The organism is Bacillus sp. V33-4, assembly GCF_002860225.1.
Lineage (GTDB): Bacteria > Bacillota > Bacilli > Bacillales > Cytobacillaceae > Bacillus_BJ > Bacillus_BJ canaveralius.
Window position 1 is genome coordinate 33,593 of record NZ_PGVC01000038.1, and the last position, 18,941, is coordinate 52,533.

The following is an 18,941-nucleotide window of genomic DNA, read 5'->3' on the forward strand; positions in this document are numbered from 1 at the left end:
ATAATCGCACCTGTTCCACAAATTTTTTATTACAAAAATGCAAATAGTAAACTTATGTAAATGAGTAAATTTCTCAATGTATTAAGCTACACCGAAAAACGAATTTAATTGTCTAAATAAACGAGAAGAATTTAGTATCAAGCGAATAATACTGTATTAATTTTAAATAATTGTTCGTTTTTCAACTAAAGAAATGCTTTTGAAATTTATTCAAATATAAAGGCGGAATATCATGAAAAAATCTCGTAACCAGCTTTCATCCCCACTGCAAAGCATCGATTTACATAAACAAAGATGGGCGATATTATCCATTTCTTCGATCCCATTGGTGATGACTCTCGGCAACTCAATGCTGATTCCCGTATTGCCCGAAATGGAAAAAATAATGAATATTTCCCCTTTTCAATAAAGCATGATTATAACGGTCTATTCAGTTGTTGCCATTTTTCTTATTCCGCTCGCAGGTTACCTTTCCGACCATATTGGCAGAAAAAAAGTGATTATACCGAGCCTGATTATTGCAGCAATTGGCGGGCTAATTTCCGGCTGGGCTGCCTGGAAGATGAATGACGGCTATTGGCTGATATTAATTGGCAGATCGCTGCAAGGAGTAGGGGCTGCCGGAGCTGCACCAATTGTCCTCCCTCTCGTGGGTGACATGTTTAAAACAGATGACGAAGTCAGCAGTACTCTTGGCGTCATCGAAACTTCCAATACGCTCGGCAAGGTGTTAAGCCCGATTTTGGGAGCATTTCTTGCCGGATTTTTTTGGTTCGCACCATTCTTTGCAATCCCGGTCTTTTGTACAATATCAATTATCTTAATGTTTTTGCTTGTTAAAACGCCGAACAAAAATGAAAAGGGAGTTCCAGTTAAACAATTTTTCTTTAACGTAAAAAAAATATTCACGGATAATGGAAGATGGCTTTACGCTATCTTTGCAATTGGAATGATCTTAATGTTTGTCCTCTTCGCGGTACTGTTTTTCCTTTCCGATATTCTCGAAAAAAAATACGGGATTACAAATTTAAAAAAAGGCCTGCTTCTGGCAGCGCCATTAGGTACGCTTTGTCTGTCATCTTATCTGACCGGGAAAAGAATTAAAGAAAACAAGGTGTTGATGAAATGGATTACATTTGGGGGAATCCTTTTGCTTTCCGTATCAATTGGCATGTTGAGTTTTTCAAAGCAGCTTGTATTTTTGATCGGAATGTTTTCCCTAAGTGGCATTGGAATAGGAGTCGCCCTTCCCTGTATGGACGCTCTGATCACCGAAGGAATCGAAAAAGAAGAACGGGGCACAATTACTTCCATTTATAGCTCGATGCGTTTTATCGGGGTGGCTGCCGGTCCGCCTGTCATGGCGATATTGATGGAACATGCACATAATTGGATCTTTTACCTACTGGGTGGGGTTAGTTTTGTTGCAGCTCTAATCGCTTTCAAGGAAATAAAGCCTGATAAAGAACAGTGAACAAGCAAGGTCTAGATCTCGACGCGCCCGGCCGTGATCAAAACGGATATAAAATATAACAACTGTGACCTCTGCAAAACGTTCAGCTTCCTGCAATCCGGATTAATCGTGACATTCTCGGCGTTCTATGTTATTATTTTAGTTGAAGATTGCATAAAATATAAACGACCGCAAGTGTTGCTGCACCTGCGGCGTACCATAGTCGTTCCCATAGGGGATCGGCCTATCTCATATTTAAATAGACCTCTCCCTCAATTTGCCGGTCAAGGGAGGTCTATTTTTTTTGGTTGAAGGTAATCACTGCGACGATTAAACTGGCAAAAGACAACATCATCATCATCGCTTCAAAAACCGACATAGCATCACCCCCTTTCGTACGGGGCTAGCCGACCACCCTTGAGAAACAAACTATCGCCTCTATAGTATAACACAGATTCGTCCTATGTATAGAACAGATGTTCTGTTTTTCTGCAAATTGAGACTATGCTCCTATCCCGGAAACTTAAAAATTACCCATTCAACAAAGCTTGACCGTTAGCACATTTATTTTTTTGAAAGTGAAAAGTCTTGCTTACCTGCGGGATGCTGGTTCATTCAGCTTCAATTCTTGGCTTTCCCGGATCACACCCTGGCCTTTCTAATGAAGCCGATTCGGCTACCTTAGTTAAATAATAGCATTCTTCCCGATACATATGGTCTGCCATCAATGGAGCAAAAGTTCCCAGCGCCTGTGCTGACAGCTCTAGCTCTTCAAGCTCGTTGAGAAAATTCATAAACAGCTGTATTTCCAACGATACTTCCTTGTTCATACGAGTCAATGCCGGAAACGATTCAAGGTTCGTTCGCAAATAGCCGGTCATTTCAACGGCCTTCAGATAAAATGCTTCAAAATCTTTAACATACATCATGCTTTTTGCCTTTAGCTGTTTTTCAATCTGGTCCAGATTGTCATTAATGGCACCTGCGTGTCCGGCAGCATCCAGCAACCAAACGAGATGATGATGCAGTTCATGGAATATTGGCGGTGTCTGCCCATTTTTTAAATAATCGAGAACTCGTATATATTCTTCTACTTCATTAACCATATGGTTAATAAATGTTGGGGATAGGCTCATCTTTATGTGGCCTTGCAAATGTCTGGCAAGTAACGAAAGCTTGAATTCCCGAATTTGTTTCGCTTCGCGATCCGCTACGTTACTTAGCTCGATTAAATCGCCTGCATTAACCCTCTCTAGCAGTTGGTCAAATCGATAGATAAAAGAATCCGCCTCCTCGACATCCTTTGTTTCACTTGGTGCGAGCGAATCGTGAATAAACCGGCTGTGATCCCCAAGTACTTGCAGCCAAAACCTGTGTTCAAACCGAGCTGAACTCTGAAAAGTGGAAGCCACGCTATCTCTCCTTTCTCACTGCCTACATTGATACTTATCTTTTTACTTATGTATTTATGACAATGAAAATTTTATAAATCGATCCGAGTCCAGCCCCGGCTCCAACTCTTTAAAATGCCAACTGACAATCATCAAGTTTTAGATTTTGAACAATAACGTGTTATTCTTTTGTTAGGATGTTTTTTATAATTGAACTACAGAAGGTATTTTTTGCTGTGATTGTGGGGAAATGATATGGTCTTGAATCTTAATCCAAACATTGGTTTTAATTTAACATCGATTTTACTGGTTCTTGTTCTAATTCTGAATTTCCTTTTTGCTATTTTCGTCATTTTTCGGGAACGCCGTGATGCCAGCTCCACATGGGCCTGGCTGCTCGTTCTTTTCTTCATTCCCGTGCTTGGATTTATCCTATACCTGCTCTTCGGCCAAAACTTAAGCCGCTACCATCTCTTTCAATGGGATGACAGAAAAAAGATCGGCATTGAAAAAATGCTCTGGAATCAATTGCATGAGTTAAGAACGGAACAATTCCACTTTCGTAATAAAGCTACAGAAACAAGCAAGGACTTAATTCATATGCATTTATTAAATAATGATGCTGTTTTAACAGAAGATAATAGCGTAGAAGTTTTTACCGACGGGCAGGAAAAGTTTGCGCGCCTTTTTAAGGATATTGCAGCTGCGAAAAATCATATCCACTTACAATATTACATTATCAAAAGGGATGAACTCGGAAAAAAGTTGATCGATGCACTGACTGTCAAAGCTAAAGATGGTGTAAAGGTCCGGGTTTTATATGATGATCTCGGATCAAGGACGATCACAAAATCGTTTTTGAAAGAATTGCGCCAGGCCGGCGGAGAAGTCGAAGTATTTTTCCCTTCAAAACTGCGCTTGATTAATTTGCGTCTCAATTACCGTAACCACCGCAAACTGGTCATCATTGACGGGAAAATTGGCTATGTTGGCGGTTTTAATGTCGGCGATGAATATTTAGGCCTGAATCCGAAGTTTGGCTATTGGCGTGACACTCACTTGCGCATTGAAGGCACAGCTGTTCACGCTGTCCAAACTCGTTTTATTCTTGACTGGAACCAGGCTTCTCATAACCGGGATATCGCTTACGCGCCAGAGTATTTCCCCGAGGAAATTGGCAGGGGCTATGTTGGGATGCAGATTGTGACGAGCGGTCCTGATTCTGAATGGCAGCAAATTAAAAACGGCTATATTAAAATGATTTCTTCCGCCAGGAAATCGATTCTTATTCAAACACCTTATTTTATCCCGGATGCAAGCCTGTTGGATGCACTACAGATTGCCTGCTTATCGGGAATCGATGTCAAAATCATGATCCCTAATAAGCCTGACCATATGTTCGTTTATTGGGCGACCCTGTCATATATTGGGGAACTTTTAAAAGCAGGGGCAACCGTTTTTATTTATGAAAAAGGTTTCATCCATGCAAAAATGCTTGTCGTTGATGAGCAAATTTCTTCTGTTGGTACAGCAAATATTGATGTTCGCAGCTTTAAGCTGAATTTTGAGGTCAACGCATTTCTTTACGATGAAACAATCTCCAGAAAGCTTAGCAGTATTTTTCAAGAAGACTTACTCGTTTCGAACGAATTGACGCTGGCCAGCTATCAAAGCCGCTCTGCACGGGTCCGCTTCAAAGAATCCGTGTCAAGGCTGCTGTCACCGATTTTATAAAGGAGCAGATCCGAGATTAAAATGGTCTCAGGTCGCCATCATCTGTCGGGATTATCCGAGCAAAAAAGGCATATCCCAACGGATGTGCCTTTTTCACTCCAGTAAATTTCCTTCTGCAGGAATCGGATTTTCTTTTAACAGACGGGCAAAATGAACAAGATTATATCCAGTTGTACTTACCGACTTCATCGTATAGTCATTTTCCCAGCCATTTGCTTCAATATATGAAGGGCCTGGACCCGCTTCCCCGACCCAGTAAGTGTCAACATTAGGGGGTAGCGTAAATCCAATATACGACAATCCATAAAGGATCGACCCCGCAGCATGCTTGGCGCCGTCTTCATTCCCGGTAACGACAACGCCGCCGACTTTATTGTAGTAGAGGGATTGGCCCTTTTCATTTGTCATACTGCTTGCCCCAAATAATCTTTCGATTGCAAGCGTCGCAATACTGCTTTTTTCTCCAAGCCAGATCGGTGTTCCAATTATCAGTATATCCGCCTCTTTTACTTTTTCAAAAATATCAGGCCACTCATCATCAATACCTTCATTAGCTGAAATCCCGTATGCGATATTATAATCGGCCAGTCTGATCATTTCAGATTGAACCTGTTCCTTTGTAAAGATTTTTTCGACCTCGCACATTAAGCTTTCCGTATTGGATTCTTCAGGGCTTTTCTTTAATGTACAGTTCAGAAAAATTGCTTTTAATGGCATAAACATCCTCCTTCACGATACTCTGTATCATTTTAACCTTTTTCTTAAAAACAAAACAAAATAAGCGGGGATTTAAGGAAGATGCCGCTGAAGTTTGTAAGTCAGCCTTCTGCTGGTTGTCCCTAACTGAAACTAACTGTGTTGGCTGTTTTTCGAGATGAATTGTTCAGTTCTCTTTAAAATCATTAATCTTATATAAGCAAAAAACTTCATCCCAATTCCACTTTTCATAATACCAGCTGCCTAATTTGATATTTTCTATCCACTTGATCTGATTTAAGCCATCGCGGTTTGACGTTAACACATCTCCCCTTTTTCTATTCGTCCTAATCCAGACTAATTGATCACTGTCCCTGTTATATTGAGGACGAAAGTCTCCTTCTTTTTCCAAAGGGGTCGTAACCTTTTTTTGTTCATCGGTGTCAATATTTACTCTGTATAGACTCGGCATTGGCCGTTGTTCAATATCAACAAGATCACTTTCATATGAACGTGTAGCGATAAGCAAATCCCCATTTACCCATGTGAAGTCACGATCAGCAAATTTCCCCGGCGTATAATTAATGGTTTTCTTTTTGTCGATGGCTGTGACATTTAAATGTTTATTAAGTGTCGCTGTCCGGCCAACCCCTTCTATATAAGCTAACGTATTGTGATTTGGCGCCCATTGAAACCATCCTTCGTCAGATAACATTTCACCAATCTTTTGAAAATGCTGTCCATCACGTGAAATTATACAAAGAGTATTGCTATCAGCTGACATTGATGCAGTGGGGACTAGCTGAAAAGCGATCCAGGCGCCATCAAATGACCATTTAAATTCGCTCGTGCTGATAAAATAATCATCTTGTCCCACCTTTACTGTATAAAAATCGTGCGATTCAGGTTGATTTATCTTTTTGTTGAACAGTATTCTAGTCAGTCTGATATCCGAAAAAATATTTTTATTGGCTTTAGAAGAGGTTAACAACCCACTTCCGTCCGGAAGCCATGAAAAATTTTCGATTCGGGAAGCAATCTGGTGGATTTTATCTATTTTAGCTGCATCGGCGATATGTAAGCTTGTCGCGGTTTGATATGCTAACGTGTTCTTGTTTGGTGCCCATTGAAAATTATTGCTAACATTCGAGTCTATTTTATAGTGCTGATTCAGTTTAAGATCATAAATCCAGAGTGAGCCTTCATAGAGCGGTTCATTTTGTTTCTGGTCCTTTAAATAAGCAACATAGCTGCCATCATAAGACCATTTAGGATATCTGACAAATTCGCCGTTTGTAATTTTGGTTTCCTGTTCGGTTATTTTAATCCAGAGGTCATTATCTCTGATAAACGCAGCTTTTAGCTCATTCGTTGACTCTGCCCTGACAAAAGAAAGAGGGTGAATAATCCATGCAAAAACAGTCAGTGAAAGAATAAATGTTTTCATATTCGTCTCCTTCCATTATGACTCAGTTTCGCTGTTAGTCTTCGCATTTATCTTTTTCCTAACCGTGTCCCCTTAAAATGAAATACCTCTATCCTTAAAGCATCGGGCGATTAATTTATGTAGAAAAAGGGCTCACCCAAAGTTGGGAAGCCCTTTTCGTGTTTCCTATTAAGCCTTTACAGGTTTCTTTAAGAACCCGAGCAGTAATGCAGATACAACCGCACCTGCGATGATTGCAACGAAGTAAAGGAAACCGTTGCCTTCAACCAGCGGAATAACGAAGACTCCTCCGTGAGGTGCTCTCAGTCCTATTGAGAACATCATCGATAGGGCTCCTGCGATCGCAGACCCAGCCATAAGTGAAGGAATAACGCGAATCGGATCTGCAGCTGCAAATGGAATCGCACCTTCTGTAATGAATGATAAGCCCATGACATAGTTGACTTTCCCTGCTTCTCTTTCCTGCTTGGTAAACTTATTTTTGAAGAAAGTCGTCGCCAGCGCAATCGCTAGAGGCGGTACCATACCTGCGGCCATAACTGCAGCCATTGGTTCATAGACACCGCTTGTGAGCAAGCCTGTTCCAAACACGTAGGCTGATTTATTGATTGGACCGCCCATATCAACAGCCATCATTAAGCCGAGCAAGATACCAAGCAAAACTGCGTTTCCAGTTCCAAGTCCTGTTAACCATTCTGTAATTGCTCTATTCATCGCTCCAACTGGCTCGTTGACAAGATAAAGCATAATAAATCCAGTTATACCAATTCCGAGCAACGGATATAAAAGAATCGTCTTGATTCCTTCAAGAGACGCTGGCAGTCCCTCCAGTAGTTTCTTTAAACCCACAACCAAATATCCAGCCAGAAAGCCGGCGATCAGTCCACCCAAGAACCCGGCGCCACTTGTAGCAGCCATCAAACCGCCGACCATTCCAGGTGCAAATCCAGGCCTGTCGGCAATGCTTAATGCAATAAACCCTGCAAGTACCGGTATCATCAAGCCAAAAGCATTTCCTCCGCCAATAATGCTTAATGCTTCAGCAATAGGATTGTAGGAAGGATCTTCGGGATTGGCAGCATTATAGCCAAATACAAACGATAGCGCGATTAAAATTCCGCCCCCAACGACAAATGGAAGCATATTTGACACACCGTTCATTAAGTGTTTATAAATACCCGTTTTTGCGCCGCGCTTCTCTTCATTGTCCTCCGATTTTCCAGCACCGCCCTTGAAAATAGGTGCATCCTGGTTAACAGCGCGGGTGATTAGCTCTTGAGGCTTGCGAATACCGTCGGCTACAGGCGTTTCGACCACATGCTTTCCGCGAAAGCGCTCCATTTCAACAGAAGTATCTGCAGCGACGATGACCGCGGCTGCGTTTGCGATTTCTTCCGGAGTCAGAACATTTTTTGCCCCGCCAGATCCTCGAGTTTCCACCTTAATGTCAATACCCATTTCAGCTGCTTTTGCTTTTAAGGAATCAGCGGCCATGTAAGTATGAGCAATACCTGTCGGACAAGCTGTAACAGCGACGACATATTTTTTTGTAGTCGAAATCGTTTGTTCTTCTTGTTCATCTTCGCGATCATAGCTGTCTATCAGATTGATCACATCATCTTTTGTTCTGGCCTCCATCAGCTTTGCGCGGACTTCTTCCTTCATTAAAAGAGTTGAAAGCCGCGATAAAGCTTCCAGATGGGTATTGTTGGCTCCCTCAGGAGCAGCGATCATGAAGAACAGATGGGCCGGCTGGCCATCCAAAGACTCATAATCCACACCCTCAACCGATTTGCCGAAAACGATTGCCGGCTCGATAACAGCTTCCGTTTTGGCATGGGGAATCGCAATTCCATCGCCGATTCCAGTCGTGCTCTGCTCTTCCCGTTTTAAAATTGCCTCAGTAAATTGAACTCGGTCCGAGATCTTTCCGGCTTTCGCGAGGACTTCCACTAATTCATCCACAGCCCCCGATTTTTGGCGGCTGTCCATTGATAGCAAAATTGTTTCTTTCGTTAGCAGCTCTGTAATTCTCATTTTTATCTCTCCTTTAAGAACTCCTTAATCACTACTTGTGGCAATAATTCAGCAACCTTTTCCGGGGTGCATAAACCGATCGAAAATGCGGTAGCGCTGCCGGATGCGACACTATATTGAAATGCTTCTTTAAAATTGTTGGTCGTTTCATATTTTGCAAGAAAACCTGCCACCATTGAATCTCCTGCGCCAACCGAGCTTTTTACGTCTCCTTTAGGCACTTCGGCAATGTACGCAACATTTTCATTGATAAACACGGCTCCTTTTGCAGCAAGTGACACAATGACATTTTCCGCGCCCATTTCGACGAGTTTTTGCCCGTAGTGGATTGCCTGTTCACAAGTTTCGATAGTTGCTTCAAACAGGTCGCCAAGCTCGTGATGATTGGGCTTAATTATGAATGGCCGGAATTTCAATACATTCTTTAGTAAGTTTCCCTCTGCATCGACTACAAACCGCGCTCCATTCGCACTGCATATGTCAACAAGGTCTTCATATGTCGATTCCGGCATAGTTGCTGGGATGCTTCCTGCCAACACAAGCAAGTCTTGTGACGACAACTGACGCACTTTATTTTTAAGTGCCTGATAATCCTCGTTTGTAATCAGCGGGCCTTTCGCATTAATCTCTGTCTCTCTATCTGTTTTCAGCTTGATGTTGATTCTAGTATCTTCGTTTACGCGAACAAACTGTGAAGCAATGTTTTCATTTTGCAAGTAATCTTCAATAAATTGTCCGGTAAACCCGCCGATAAAACCTAATGCCTGGCTGTTTATGCCCATTCCCTTTAAAACTCTTGAAACATTAATCCCTTTTCCGCCGGGGAATTTTGTATCGTTTATCGTGCGGTTTAAAGCTCCAACGTTTATTTGTTCAAGTTCGACAATATAATCAACGGATGGATTTAATGTCAGTGTATAAATCATGCTGTCACGACCTTTATCGTTGTTTTACTTAAAAATTGCTCTTCATTTTCCTTGTTTAATTGATTCGTAATGATAGCCGCCTCGTGCAAGTCGGCAATTTTCGCAAAAGAGATTTCCGAAAACTTTGATTCATCTGCAAGCACAAACGACTCACGCGACAAAGAGATCGCTGTTTTTTTTATGAGTGCTTCTTCCTGATCAGGAGTAGTATACCCAAATTGCGGATGAATCCCATTCACCCCCATAAAGCATTTATCAAAGCGGTAATTCTCCATGCTGGCAAGAGCTCCCCTGCCGATGATTGCCTTAGTTTTATGTTTAGCAAAGCCGCCGATTAAAAACGTGTTGATTTCTTTATCAAGCAATAAATGAATGTGCATCAGCCCATTTGTGACGACAACGATATCGTTCGGTAAATATTCGATCATCGCCATTACGGTAGAACCGGCATCAAGATATATGCAATCACCTTCTTCGACCAGGCTTGCAGCATATTGAGCGATCTGTCTTTTTTCATGAAGGTTTTTGAAGTTTTTTTCCGACATGCTTGCCTCTTGCAGTTTTCCTTGTAGTCTGGCAGCACCGCCGTGAACCCTTTTTAAGAACTTCTCTTGCTCCAATTGGATCAAATCCCGCCGAATCGTCGATTCCGAAGTATTAGTTAACTCAACTATCTCCTGAATCTTGACTACATTCCTCTCCTTTAACAATTGAAGGATCAAGCGATGACGCTCTGGTGTCAGCAAGTAAACCACCCCCTTAACTCGTTTCTCTTTATGGTTCCATCTTACTGTAACCGATTTCAAAAATCAATCATTATCATTCATTTCCTTTCATATTTTTATAGTTTTTGAATGATTATGATTGATTTTATAATTTTCTGGTTATTGATTTAAAAAATAAAACACACCATCGTTTACAGATAGCGTGTTTGGTTGATAATTTCTTTTTGTTCCGATTCCCTTTTACGACTCATTTTCATTAATTTTTAGTTCCGACAATACTTCGTGCTTCGATGTTAATGGCTGCTTACAGGCGAAGTTCTCACATATATAGACGGTTAATGAACGATCGGCGAGTGGCCGGTATCCTCTCTCATAGATTGTATGTAAACCTTCATCACTCGCTGAAGTGACCACAGCCAATTCCGGAGTATATTTTGATCGCAGCTCTTCGAAAAGTTCAAGCCGCTGTCTTGCTTCTCCCACAATCACGACTTCTTTCATCGGGAATTCCTTCAGCAACAAAGATTGCAATAAAAATGTATGCCCTGATCCGTACGCTTGGATATCCGGCTTAAACACCTTCAATATTTCATCAGCCATATCAAGCCATTCAGTGTCACCTGTAAAATGGCCAAGCCTCAAAAGATTAACGGCTGCCACACTGTTACCCGAAGGAATCGCCCCATCATAAGCTTGCTTTTCCCTGACGATGAGTGACTCACTGTCCGCTCTTGTAAAAAAGAAGCCCCCGTCTTGTTCATCCCAGAAAAACGACCGCAGCTTTCTGGCCGTTTCAACGGCCTTGCTCAAGTACTCCATATTCGCTGTACCTTCATACATTTCAAGATAGCTCCAAAGCAGAAAAGCCCAGTCATCCAAATAGGCCAGGTATTTTGCTTCCCCATCCCTGTATCGGGCAAGCAATTCACCGTCAACGACAAGCTGCTTTTCAATAAATTGCAGAGCTTTTTCAGCTTTTTCAAAATACGCTTCGTTTTGCAGCGCCTGTCCGGCCTTCGCGAGCCCAGCAATCATCAGTGCATTCCAGGCTGTTAAAATTTTATCATCTAAATGCGGATAGACGCGCTGCGTACGTTTTTCAAGTAGCACTTTCCGAAGTTCCTCAAGCTTTTGTTTTCCATCTTCGGTGCTCAAGCCAGCTTCTGAGAATGTTTTGGCCATATTGCTTTGAAGCAAATTCGGGATATTTTCACCTTCAAAATTTCCATTTGACGTTATATCGTAGATTCTTGAGTAAAACTCCCCATTCTTTTCTCCAAGCAAATCTATGATCTCTTGTTTTGACCAAACATAGTACTTGCCTTCAACCCCCTCACTATCCGCATCGATCGCAGAGTAAAAAGCTCCTTGCTGATCGGTCATTTCCCGGTCAACAAAAGTGACAATTTGCTCGACAATTTCCTTATAGCGGCTGTCATTGGTCACCTGGTAAGTCTCGGCATATGCGTAAAGAAGCAAGGCATTGTCATACAGCATTTTTTCAAAATGCGGAACGAGCCATTGTTCATCAACAGAGTAGCGGGCAAACCCAAATCCGACGTGATCATAGATTCCCCCATCCGCCATCGCATTTAAAGTTCTTTCAACCATTTTCAAAGCTATTTCTGCATCTGTCCATTTGTAGTATTTGAGCAAAAATATCAGCGTGTGCGGCATCGGAAACTTCGGGGCATCGCCAAAACCCCCATAGATGCTGTTAAACCGGTTCGATAATTCCTGATAAGTTTTGTGAAGGACATCTGCAGAAAGCAGTTCTGCCCCGCTTCGCTCTGCAGACAGCCGCAGCGCTTCGGTAGCCTCGGCTGCAATTGTATCAATTTTATCCCGGTTATTTTGGTACTGATCATAAAGCTGGGTGATGACTTCTTTGAAACCGGGTACCCCATACTTACTCTCAGGAGGAAAATAAGTCCCGGCATAAAACGGCTTTTGGTCCGGTGTAATAAACACATTAAGCGGCCAACCGCCATGACCCGTCATCAGCTGGCAAATATTCATATAGATCGAATCAATATCAGGGCGTTCCTCGCGATCGACCTTGATTGAAACAAACCTCTCGTTTAAAAGCTTGGCCACTTCTTCATCCTCGAATGATTCTCGTTCCATAACGTGGCACCAATGACACGTTGAATAACCAATGCTTACAAAAACGGGTTTATTTTCTATTTTCGCTTTTTCAAATGCTTCTTCTCCCCAAGGGTACCAGTCGACTGGGTTGTAGGCATGTTGAAGTAAGTACGGCGACTTTTCCTTGGCTAATCTATTAGGTTTATTGTTCGTTGTCATATGGGCACCACCTCCTTTTGTTCTTCTGGAATATTTTTGGTGTTGACATTCAAAGCTTAGCATACACACAATAAAAAGAAAAAACCCATGCCTGTAAAAGCAAAAGAGAAGATCGAAATTCAAATCAAATAATTATTCGGATTTAGGGGTCAATATGATAAACATCGAGTATAGAGATGGGCTTTTATTCATTTCTTTCGTGGAAACTCAATTGTGATTGAGAACATTGTCATTGATACGGGAGTCGCGGAAACGATCTTTTCCCCGATGTTGTTGAGGAGATAGGAATTTTTGCTGAACTTACGGTAATATTTAAACCATGTATATTTCCAAAATCAATGTAAACAACGTTAACAATTGTATCTCCGAGTTTAATATAATCAACTTTTTTTCGAGAAACTATATTCCTCTCCACCAATCCCTATACTGCTGACTAATCTATCGTCGGGCTCAAAAAAAATGTCTATTTCATCTACTTCATCTACAACAATGATAGAATGGGCAGCACCTGTATCGATAACAACATTTTCGATAACCTTGTACTTCCTTTTATCCTATTTCAACTGAAGTGGATATCAAACCGTTCTCATAACACAATTTCATCTTCTTAAGCCTCGCAAACCAGATGTCTTCCTAACTTCTATGACAAGTTCTTCATTGTCTGTATGATAGACAATAGTATCTTTTCTAGCATTTATAAGTTCTTTTGTAGCTTCTTGTGAATCCTTAATAGGACGAACTAAAGCAACATCATCGATAATCTTTTTATTACCTACCATACGAGCATTTATAACAGACAACAATACATATTGATTAGGATAAATTTCCCGGACTTCTTGCCACTTCATTAGATTTCACCTCAATTTTCAAAGGTTTTCCTTTATCTAATTTTATTGTAATAGTTGTAAATTTTTAATTCAACGGATTTCCTTTATCTTTTTCCATATGCCTTCTATACTTCCTCATTACAAAATCCCCTTCCACAATTAGCTACCCGTAAAAGGCAGATCTTTGAATCGCTTTACTTTGCTTCTGATAACTCGGATCCGTACAAAGAGAACTTTTTGTCAACTAAAATAACATTTCGGTTGACATATGATAACTAACCGATTTATCTTTAGATTATGACAATTCAAGGAGGGATAAGATGAACAGGAAACTTACTACTTTTGATTTAACCCTTGTACCATTATTTGTTGCGCTAATGTGTATAGGGGCAAACATTACGTCAATCGTGCCATTTATGGTCGTTGGCGGTGTTCCGATTACTTTACAAACGTTCTTTGCTATCTTAGCGGGTATTATTCTGGGAAGCCGTTTAGGAGCCATTGCCATGATCGTTTATGCATTGGTCGGTCTGCTCGGAATACCAGTTTTTGCAAAATTCGGAGGCGGATTTGCACATATTCTAAGTCCTACCTTCGGCTTTATTATTTCATTTATTTTTACAGCTTATTTCGCTGGAAAAATTGTTGAAAAAAGCAAAGCGGTTAGTACTTATATCATTGCATCCTTAGTGGGAATGATGATTAATTACGCATTCGGAACAAATTGGATGTATTTTGCTTATAAGCTATGGGCAGCAGCCCCGGAAGGTTTCACCTATACAATGGCATGGCTCTGGATGGTTGTTCCGCTTCCGAAAGATATCTTCTTAGCTGTCTGTGCTGGATTATTAGCCCACCGTTTAGACAAAACCGTTCTTTCAAAAGGCCTGTTTAAAAGAGCGAATCGTTTAGCATCTTAATCCAAGGAGGACACTATGATGGAAAACTGGAAACAGCTTGCATTTGATGTTTTAAAGGGCAGAGAAATTTCCGATGAGGAAGCATTCAACATTCTAAATTGTCCCGATGAGGAGCTTCTTGACCTGCTGAACAGCGCTTACTTAATCCGTAGATTTTACTATGGAAATAACGTAAAACTGAATATGATCATTAATACTAAATCAGGATTATGTCCGGAAAATTGCGGTTATTGTTCACAATCGAGTGTTTCGACTGCTCCAATTCCGAAGTATAGAATGGTAGATAAGACGACTATTCTGAAGGGAGCCGAACAAGCGTACCAGCTTAATGTTGGCACTTACTGTATTGTCGCAAGCGGACGCGGTCCGAGTGATAAAGAAATCGATACCGTTGTCTCCGCCGTTGAAGAGATCAAAGAGAAATATAATCTTAAAATTTGTGCCTGCCTCGGCCTCATCAAACCAGATCAGGCAAAAAGATTGAAAAATGCCGGAGTCGAAAGGTACAACCATAATATCAACACATCTGAAAATCACCATGAATCCATTACAACCTCACATACATATCAAGATCGGGTAGATACTGTCCAACTTATAAAAGAAGCCGGAATTTCCCCCTGCTCCGGTGTTATTATCGGAATGAAGGAAACTCAGCAGGATGTCATCGATATGGCCAGGAGCTTAAAAATTTTAGATGCTGATTCAATTCCAGTAAATTTTCTGCACGCTATCGCTGGAACACCATTAGAAGGTGTTGATGAACTTAATCCGCGGTATTGCTTAAAGGTATTATGTTTAATGCGGTTTATTAATCCTTCAAAAGAAATTCGCATTTCCGGTGGCAGAGAAGTTAATTTACGCAGCCTGCAACCGCTAGGATTATATCCTGCAAATTCTATTTTTTTAGGAAACTACTTAACAACAGAAGGACAGGAAGGCACAGCAGACCACCAGATGTTAAAGGATTTGGGATTCGAAATTGATTTTATTAAAGAAGAGGCTGAAACTGCAGCATTATAAGCTTTGCGGCTGTATTTTCAAGGTAATCATTTAGCTTTCATTTTTTGCCACTTGGCCTAACCTGAGATATTTTGTCTGAGCGATAGGCCTTTCTTGTTTTCATAATGCTATCAGGAGCTTTGAAAACTACTAATATTCGTGATAATGTGTTTGTATTTAACTTGTTAGAATCTCCTGCGTCCTCACTTCTTTTAGGAGCGTTCCGTCATACGTATGTCTAGCGTAAGAGTACAGAAAACCTTCCCCTTAAAATAGAGGCAAAAAGCTTACTCTCTAATCGAAACTCCCTTTCTTAAATTGAAAAAGACTATTTTTGCAGAAAACAGAGAATATCACAATAGGACCAAAGTAGAGATCGAAGTTTTAATCTGTTTAAAAAGAACAACCCGGTCATCGAACCGGGTTTGTTCCATTTTCCCTTCTACTATGGTTCATTAGAAACCACCGCTCCATACAGATCAACTTTAGGTGCAAGAACGAATTCATTATTTAATTTAGTAACTCGACTGCCAGCTGAAGCTATGATAGGTTTTGGCTGTGCTTCCACATAGCCGGTAAGAGCATCTAAATCCACCGGGCCTTTTACTCGGTTTTTGCCGTTAGTAAATGCTGTGAAGTTGTCTTTCCCCATAGCCAGGAAGGTATTGACGGCCACTGAATATTCAGAGTCAGGATTGATCTTTTCACCAGTCGGTAAGTAAATGTCAACCACTTTTTGTCCGGCTGGTAATTCGTTTGACCAGGTATATTTAAGGCCGGAAATTTGCAGCATACGCTTCTTGGGAGACCACTGCTGATTTAAAGCATCGCGCACTTGAGAGCCAGTCATAGTTAAACTCATTAAGCGGTTGCCGAATGGCAGCGCAGTAAACAATTCACCCCATGTAATCGGTCCTGCATCAAGATCCGCACGAATACCAGCCGATTCAATAAAGGCAAAGTCAGTGTTCATCGTGTGCCGCATGCTGTCTGCAATTAGCGTACCAAAATCAGATTCTCCAGCTGCGTTTTGCCCTCTTGTCAGCTCCACTCCGGTTTCACCAATTTTTTCATGAATCGTCTCGCTAACATCTTCTTGATATGCGGCGACTATTTCAGTCATTTGGCGATCCGCTTCGATTGCATCTTGATAGGTTACGATAATTTCCGCTTTTTTTTCGATTATATCCCCGGTTGCAGCGTCGATAACGAGGTCGACATCGGCAAATGCCGTTCCGGCGGAATAAGCTTGGACAAGCAATTTGCCATCCACTACCGAGTTCAAATAGGTGTGGTTATGCGCACCAAAGATTACATCTACTTCATCATCGACTTGTCTGGCAAAATCAACAATTTCCCCAGTTGGTTTCGACCCATCGATCTCGGATTTTCCTGGATTGTGGGCAAGCACAACAATTGCTTCTATACCCTGATCCTTTAACTCTTTTGAATATTTATTAATGGCTGTCACTTCATCTGTGAACTTAACATCTTTAACCTTGCTCGAATCCAAAATATTAGGAGTATCAGAGTATACGACCCCGATAAACCCTATTTTCTTCCCCTTAACTTCTTTAATAACATAGGGATCGAGTATTGTTTTGTTCGTATCTTTGTCAACTACGTTTGCAACGGCGTATGGAAAATTTGCACCTTGGAATTCACCGTACCTTTTTGCTGTTTTAGGATGTTTGCCTCCATCGATAAGACGCATCATTTCTTGGACACCTTCATCAAATTCGTGATTTCCAACGGTGCCGACATCAAATCCTAGTTCATTTAGCATATGAATGGCCGGTTCATCCTGCAGTAATGCGGATGATGGCGAGCTTCCCCCGACTGCATCGCCTGCATGGACCAGCAGTGTGTTAGGATTTGTTCTTTCTCGTTCCTTTAAGTATGCAGCTAAATAATCCGCCCTCCCGGCAGACCGATTGTTCACTTTTTTGGATGTATCAATCTGCCCATGAAAATCGTTGATCCCCAGAAGCTGCACCTCGATGTTCTGTTCAATTGAATGGGAAGTTGATAGGGAGAATTGGGAGATAAATGTTGTTGCTAACAGACTAACGAATAGTACAGCTGCCCTTTTCACGAAATACCCCTGCTGTGTATTCTTCATTCTGGCGCACCATTCCTTTTCAAGAATTAATGTACATCAAAACAAATGAGAATCCTTTCCCTATAACTGCCCTCCTCTTCATTTTTGGGAACAGATGTTTACTGCTTATTGTCCGAACTCAGGTGACAATAATTCGCACTGATAGTATTGGCAGTGCATCCCTCTATGCTTCAGAGTATAAAATACTATTGTTATGCATGTTCGAACACAGTGTAATTTTATTGAAAAATTTTTGTTAAGCTTTGTTCGTAGTTATCTGCTTACAACGTGATAGAAACCAAGCGTAATTTTACATACTAAAGCTGTGGTTGTTATAACGAAAGAACATTGTCGAGTTTTCTATTGGAGGCGAACGCGCGTGGAACCTACTGGATATTGGACTTTTTTTTCAAACCCGAAAATGTGGGCTATTGATGAGTTTTTATTGTCAGGTGAAGTTTATGATTTATTCTCGGTGGCCCGTTGGCAAAAAGACTGGTTTAAAAAGGGCCAGCTGGGGGTTATTCGAGTGGGGCATGATCAAAGGACAAAGGAACAATTAAACGGAAAAAAGCGCTTAAGGCGAGGGATTTATGCAATCATCGAAATCCTCGGATCCCCGTTCCTTTCAATTTCTGGAGATGAATTATGGTTAGAAAAAGATGAAAAAGAAAAACCAAGATATAGTGTCGAAATTAAGTACTTACAAAACTTGTTAAGAAGGCCAATATCTTTGGACCATTTTAGAGAAGAGGAGTCACCTGAGTACGATAAATACCTTGTCCACGGTTTTCAAACGGCTTCCATCCCCCTTAATCCGCATACTTTTGAAAGTATAATCAGCAGTATAGGTGGTACCGAAAAGCTGGAGTTTGAATTTTTTAATACTCGAATTCGCCAATACGAAGATATACATTTTTTAGAGCGAACTTACATACATGGAGTTCGCGAAGTAACAGAAGCGCTCAGTGTATATATTGAAAAAAGCCATGTTGCCCTGGACTATCAAAGGTCTTCAGGGTTTAAATGTGAAATATGTACTGCACTTGGCATTGAACCGTTCTACTTTGAAACACCTAATGGCGAATATTATGCAGAGACACACCATGTAATGCCTAATCCGCAAACTTATGATAATTCTATTTCCAGCCTGAGTCTCATCACGGTTTGTCCTAACCATCACAGACAATTGCATTATGGCAAAGTGAAATTATTGGAAAACAACCATGAAAAATTTGCGTTTGAAATCGACGATGAAATCGTGGCGGTTCCAAAAGGTTTACAAAGTTTTCAAAAGTTAGTTGAAGAATGAATTATACATAAATGCCATTTGAACGATTTAAACCTTCCGTTTTATGATATGATAAATAACAATAAG

Annotated in this window: 13 protein-coding genes and 2 pseudogenes; 5 read left to right on the plus strand and 10 right to left on the minus strand. The window is 41.0% G+C overall.

Translation table 11 applies throughout. The features are described from left to right. Positions 1-232: 232 nt before the first annotated feature. Positions 233-1,474: pseudogene (locus CVD23_RS14420) on the plus strand (MFS transporter). 274 nt (positions 1,475-1,748) lie between these two features. On the opposite strand, the gene CVD23_RS22910 reads toward CVD23_RS14420, so the two are convergent. Then, the gene (locus CVD23_RS22910; protein WP_219619929.1) at positions 1,749-1,832 is read right to left on the minus strand and encodes a putative holin-like toxin; all 84 of its coding nucleotides are present in this window, start codon (positions 1,830-1,832) and stop codon (positions 1,749-1,751) included. Positions 1,833-2,064: 232 nt separating this feature from the next. Continuing rightward, on the minus strand, positions 2,065-2,865 hold the full coding sequence (locus CVD23_RS14425) for a DUF2935 domain-containing protein (RefSeq protein WP_101666409.1): 801 nt from the start codon (positions 2,863-2,865) through the stop codon (positions 2,065-2,067). A gap of 234 nt (positions 2,866-3,099) precedes the next feature. Between CVD23_RS14425 and cls the strand changes: the two genes are divergently transcribed. Further along, positions 3,100-4,578, plus strand: coding sequence for a cardiolipin synthase (gene cls / locus CVD23_RS14430; protein WP_101578496.1), 1,479 nt, complete (start codon positions 3,100-3,102; stop codon positions 4,576-4,578). 93 nt (positions 4,579-4,671) lie between these two features. Here cls and CVD23_RS14435 read toward each other — a convergent pair whose 3' ends face one another. The 7 genes from CVD23_RS14435 to CVD23_RS14465 form a co-directional block, all read right to left on the minus strand. Next, positions 4,672-5,295 (minus strand): flavodoxin family protein, encoded by a 624-nt coding sequence (locus CVD23_RS14435; RefSeq protein ID WP_101666410.1) that lies wholly within the window; start codon positions 5,293-5,295, stop codon positions 4,672-4,674. Between the two features lie 166 nt (positions 5,296-5,461). Then, positions 5,462-6,721 carry a translocation protein TolB gene (locus tag CVD23_RS14440; protein WP_101666411.1) on the minus strand — a complete coding sequence of 420 codons (1,260 nt, stop codon included), beginning with the start codon at positions 6,719-6,721 and terminating at the stop codon, positions 5,462-5,464. 168 nt (positions 6,722-6,889) lie between these two features. Then, entirely contained in the window at positions 6,890-8,758 is a 1,869-nt protein-coding gene (locus tag CVD23_RS14445) for a PTS fructose transporter subunit IIABC (protein ID WP_101578493.1), read from the minus strand. Positions 8,759-8,760: 2 nt separating this feature from the next. Beyond that, positions 8,761-9,684, minus strand: coding sequence for a 1-phosphofructokinase (gene pfkB / locus CVD23_RS14450; RefSeq protein WP_101578492.1), 924 nt, complete (start codon positions 9,682-9,684; stop codon positions 8,761-8,763). Further along, on the minus strand, positions 9,681-10,430 hold the full coding sequence (locus tag CVD23_RS14455; protein WP_101578491.1) for a DeoR/GlpR family DNA-binding transcription regulator: 750 nt from the start codon (positions 10,428-10,430) through the stop codon (positions 9,681-9,683). Before CVD23_RS14455 ends, pfkB begins: the two co-directional genes overlap by 4 nt. 219 nt (positions 10,431-10,649) lie before the next feature. Continuing rightward, the gene (locus CVD23_RS14460; protein ID WP_101578490.1) at positions 10,650-12,716 is read right to left on the minus strand and encodes a thioredoxin domain-containing protein; all 2,067 of its coding nucleotides are present in this window, start codon (positions 12,714-12,716) and stop codon (positions 10,650-10,652) included. A gap of 599 nt (positions 12,717-13,315) precedes the next feature. Further along, positions 13,316-13,564: a hypothetical protein gene (locus CVD23_RS14465; protein WP_101666412.1), complete on the minus strand. Its 249-nt coding sequence runs from the start codon at positions 13,562-13,564 to the stop codon at positions 13,316-13,318. 299 nt (positions 13,565-13,863) lie between these two features. Between CVD23_RS14465 and CVD23_RS14470 the strand changes: the two genes are divergently transcribed. Further along, the gene (locus CVD23_RS14470; protein WP_101578488.1) at positions 13,864-14,463 is read left to right on the plus strand and encodes a biotin transporter BioY; all 600 of its coding nucleotides are present in this window, start codon (positions 13,864-13,866) and stop codon (positions 14,461-14,463) included. 18 nt (positions 14,464-14,481) lie between these two features. Next, complete coding sequence (bioB, locus tag CVD23_RS14475) at positions 14,482-15,483, plus strand: biotin synthase BioB (protein ID WP_101578487.1); 1,002 nt, start codon at positions 14,482-14,484, stop codon at positions 15,481-15,483. A 487-nt stretch (positions 15,484-15,970) separates the two neighbouring features. Here the strand turns inward: bioB and CVD23_RS14480 are convergent. Next, positions 15,971-17,584: pseudogene (locus CVD23_RS14480) on the minus strand (bifunctional metallophosphatase/5'-nucleotidase); the annotation flags it as partial. Between the two features lie 358 nt (positions 17,585-17,942). On the opposite strand from CVD23_RS14480, the gene CVD23_RS14485 reads away from it, so the two are divergent. Next, a complete protein-coding gene (locus CVD23_RS14485; RefSeq protein WP_101578485.1) occupies positions 17,943-18,875 on the plus strand; it encodes an HNH endonuclease signature motif containing protein in 933 nt (310 codons plus the stop codon). Positions 18,876-18,941: the final 66 nt, after the last annotated feature.

Coding starts and splice junctions, on each gene's coding strand:
- CVD23_RS22910 (WP_219619929.1), bottom strand. CDS start 1,832: ATGTCGGTTTTTGAAGCGATGATGATGATGTTGTCTTTTGCCAGTTTA.
- cls (WP_101578496.1), top strand. CDS start 3,100: ATGGTCTTGAATCTTAATCCAAACATTGGTTTTAATTTAACATCGATT.
- CVD23_RS14435 (WP_101666410.1), bottom strand. CDS start 5,295: ATGCCATTAAAAGCAATTTTTCTGAACTGTACATTAAAGAAAAGCCCT.
- CVD23_RS14440 (WP_101666411.1), bottom strand. CDS start 6,721: ATGAAAACATTTATTCTTTCACTGACTGTTTTTGCATGGATTATTCAC.
- CVD23_RS14445 (WP_101578493.1), bottom strand. CDS start 8,758: ATGAGAATTACAGAGCTGCTAACGAAAGAAACAATTTTGCTATCAATG.
- pfkB (WP_101578492.1), bottom strand. CDS start 9,684: ATGATTTATACACTGACATTAAATCCATCCGTTGATTATATTGTCGAA.
- CVD23_RS14460 (WP_101578490.1), bottom strand. CDS start 12,716: ATGACAACGAACAATAAACCTAATAGATTAGCCAAGGAAAAGTCGCCG.
- CVD23_RS14465 (WP_101666412.1), bottom strand. CDS start 13,564: ATGAAGTGGCAAGAAGTCCGGGAAATTTATCCTAATCAATATGTATTG.
- CVD23_RS14470 (WP_101578488.1), top strand. CDS start 13,864: ATGAACAGGAAACTTACTACTTTTGATTTAACCCTTGTACCATTATTT.
- bioB (WP_101578487.1), top strand. CDS start 14,482: ATGGAAAACTGGAAACAGCTTGCATTTGATGTTTTAAAGGGCAGAGAA.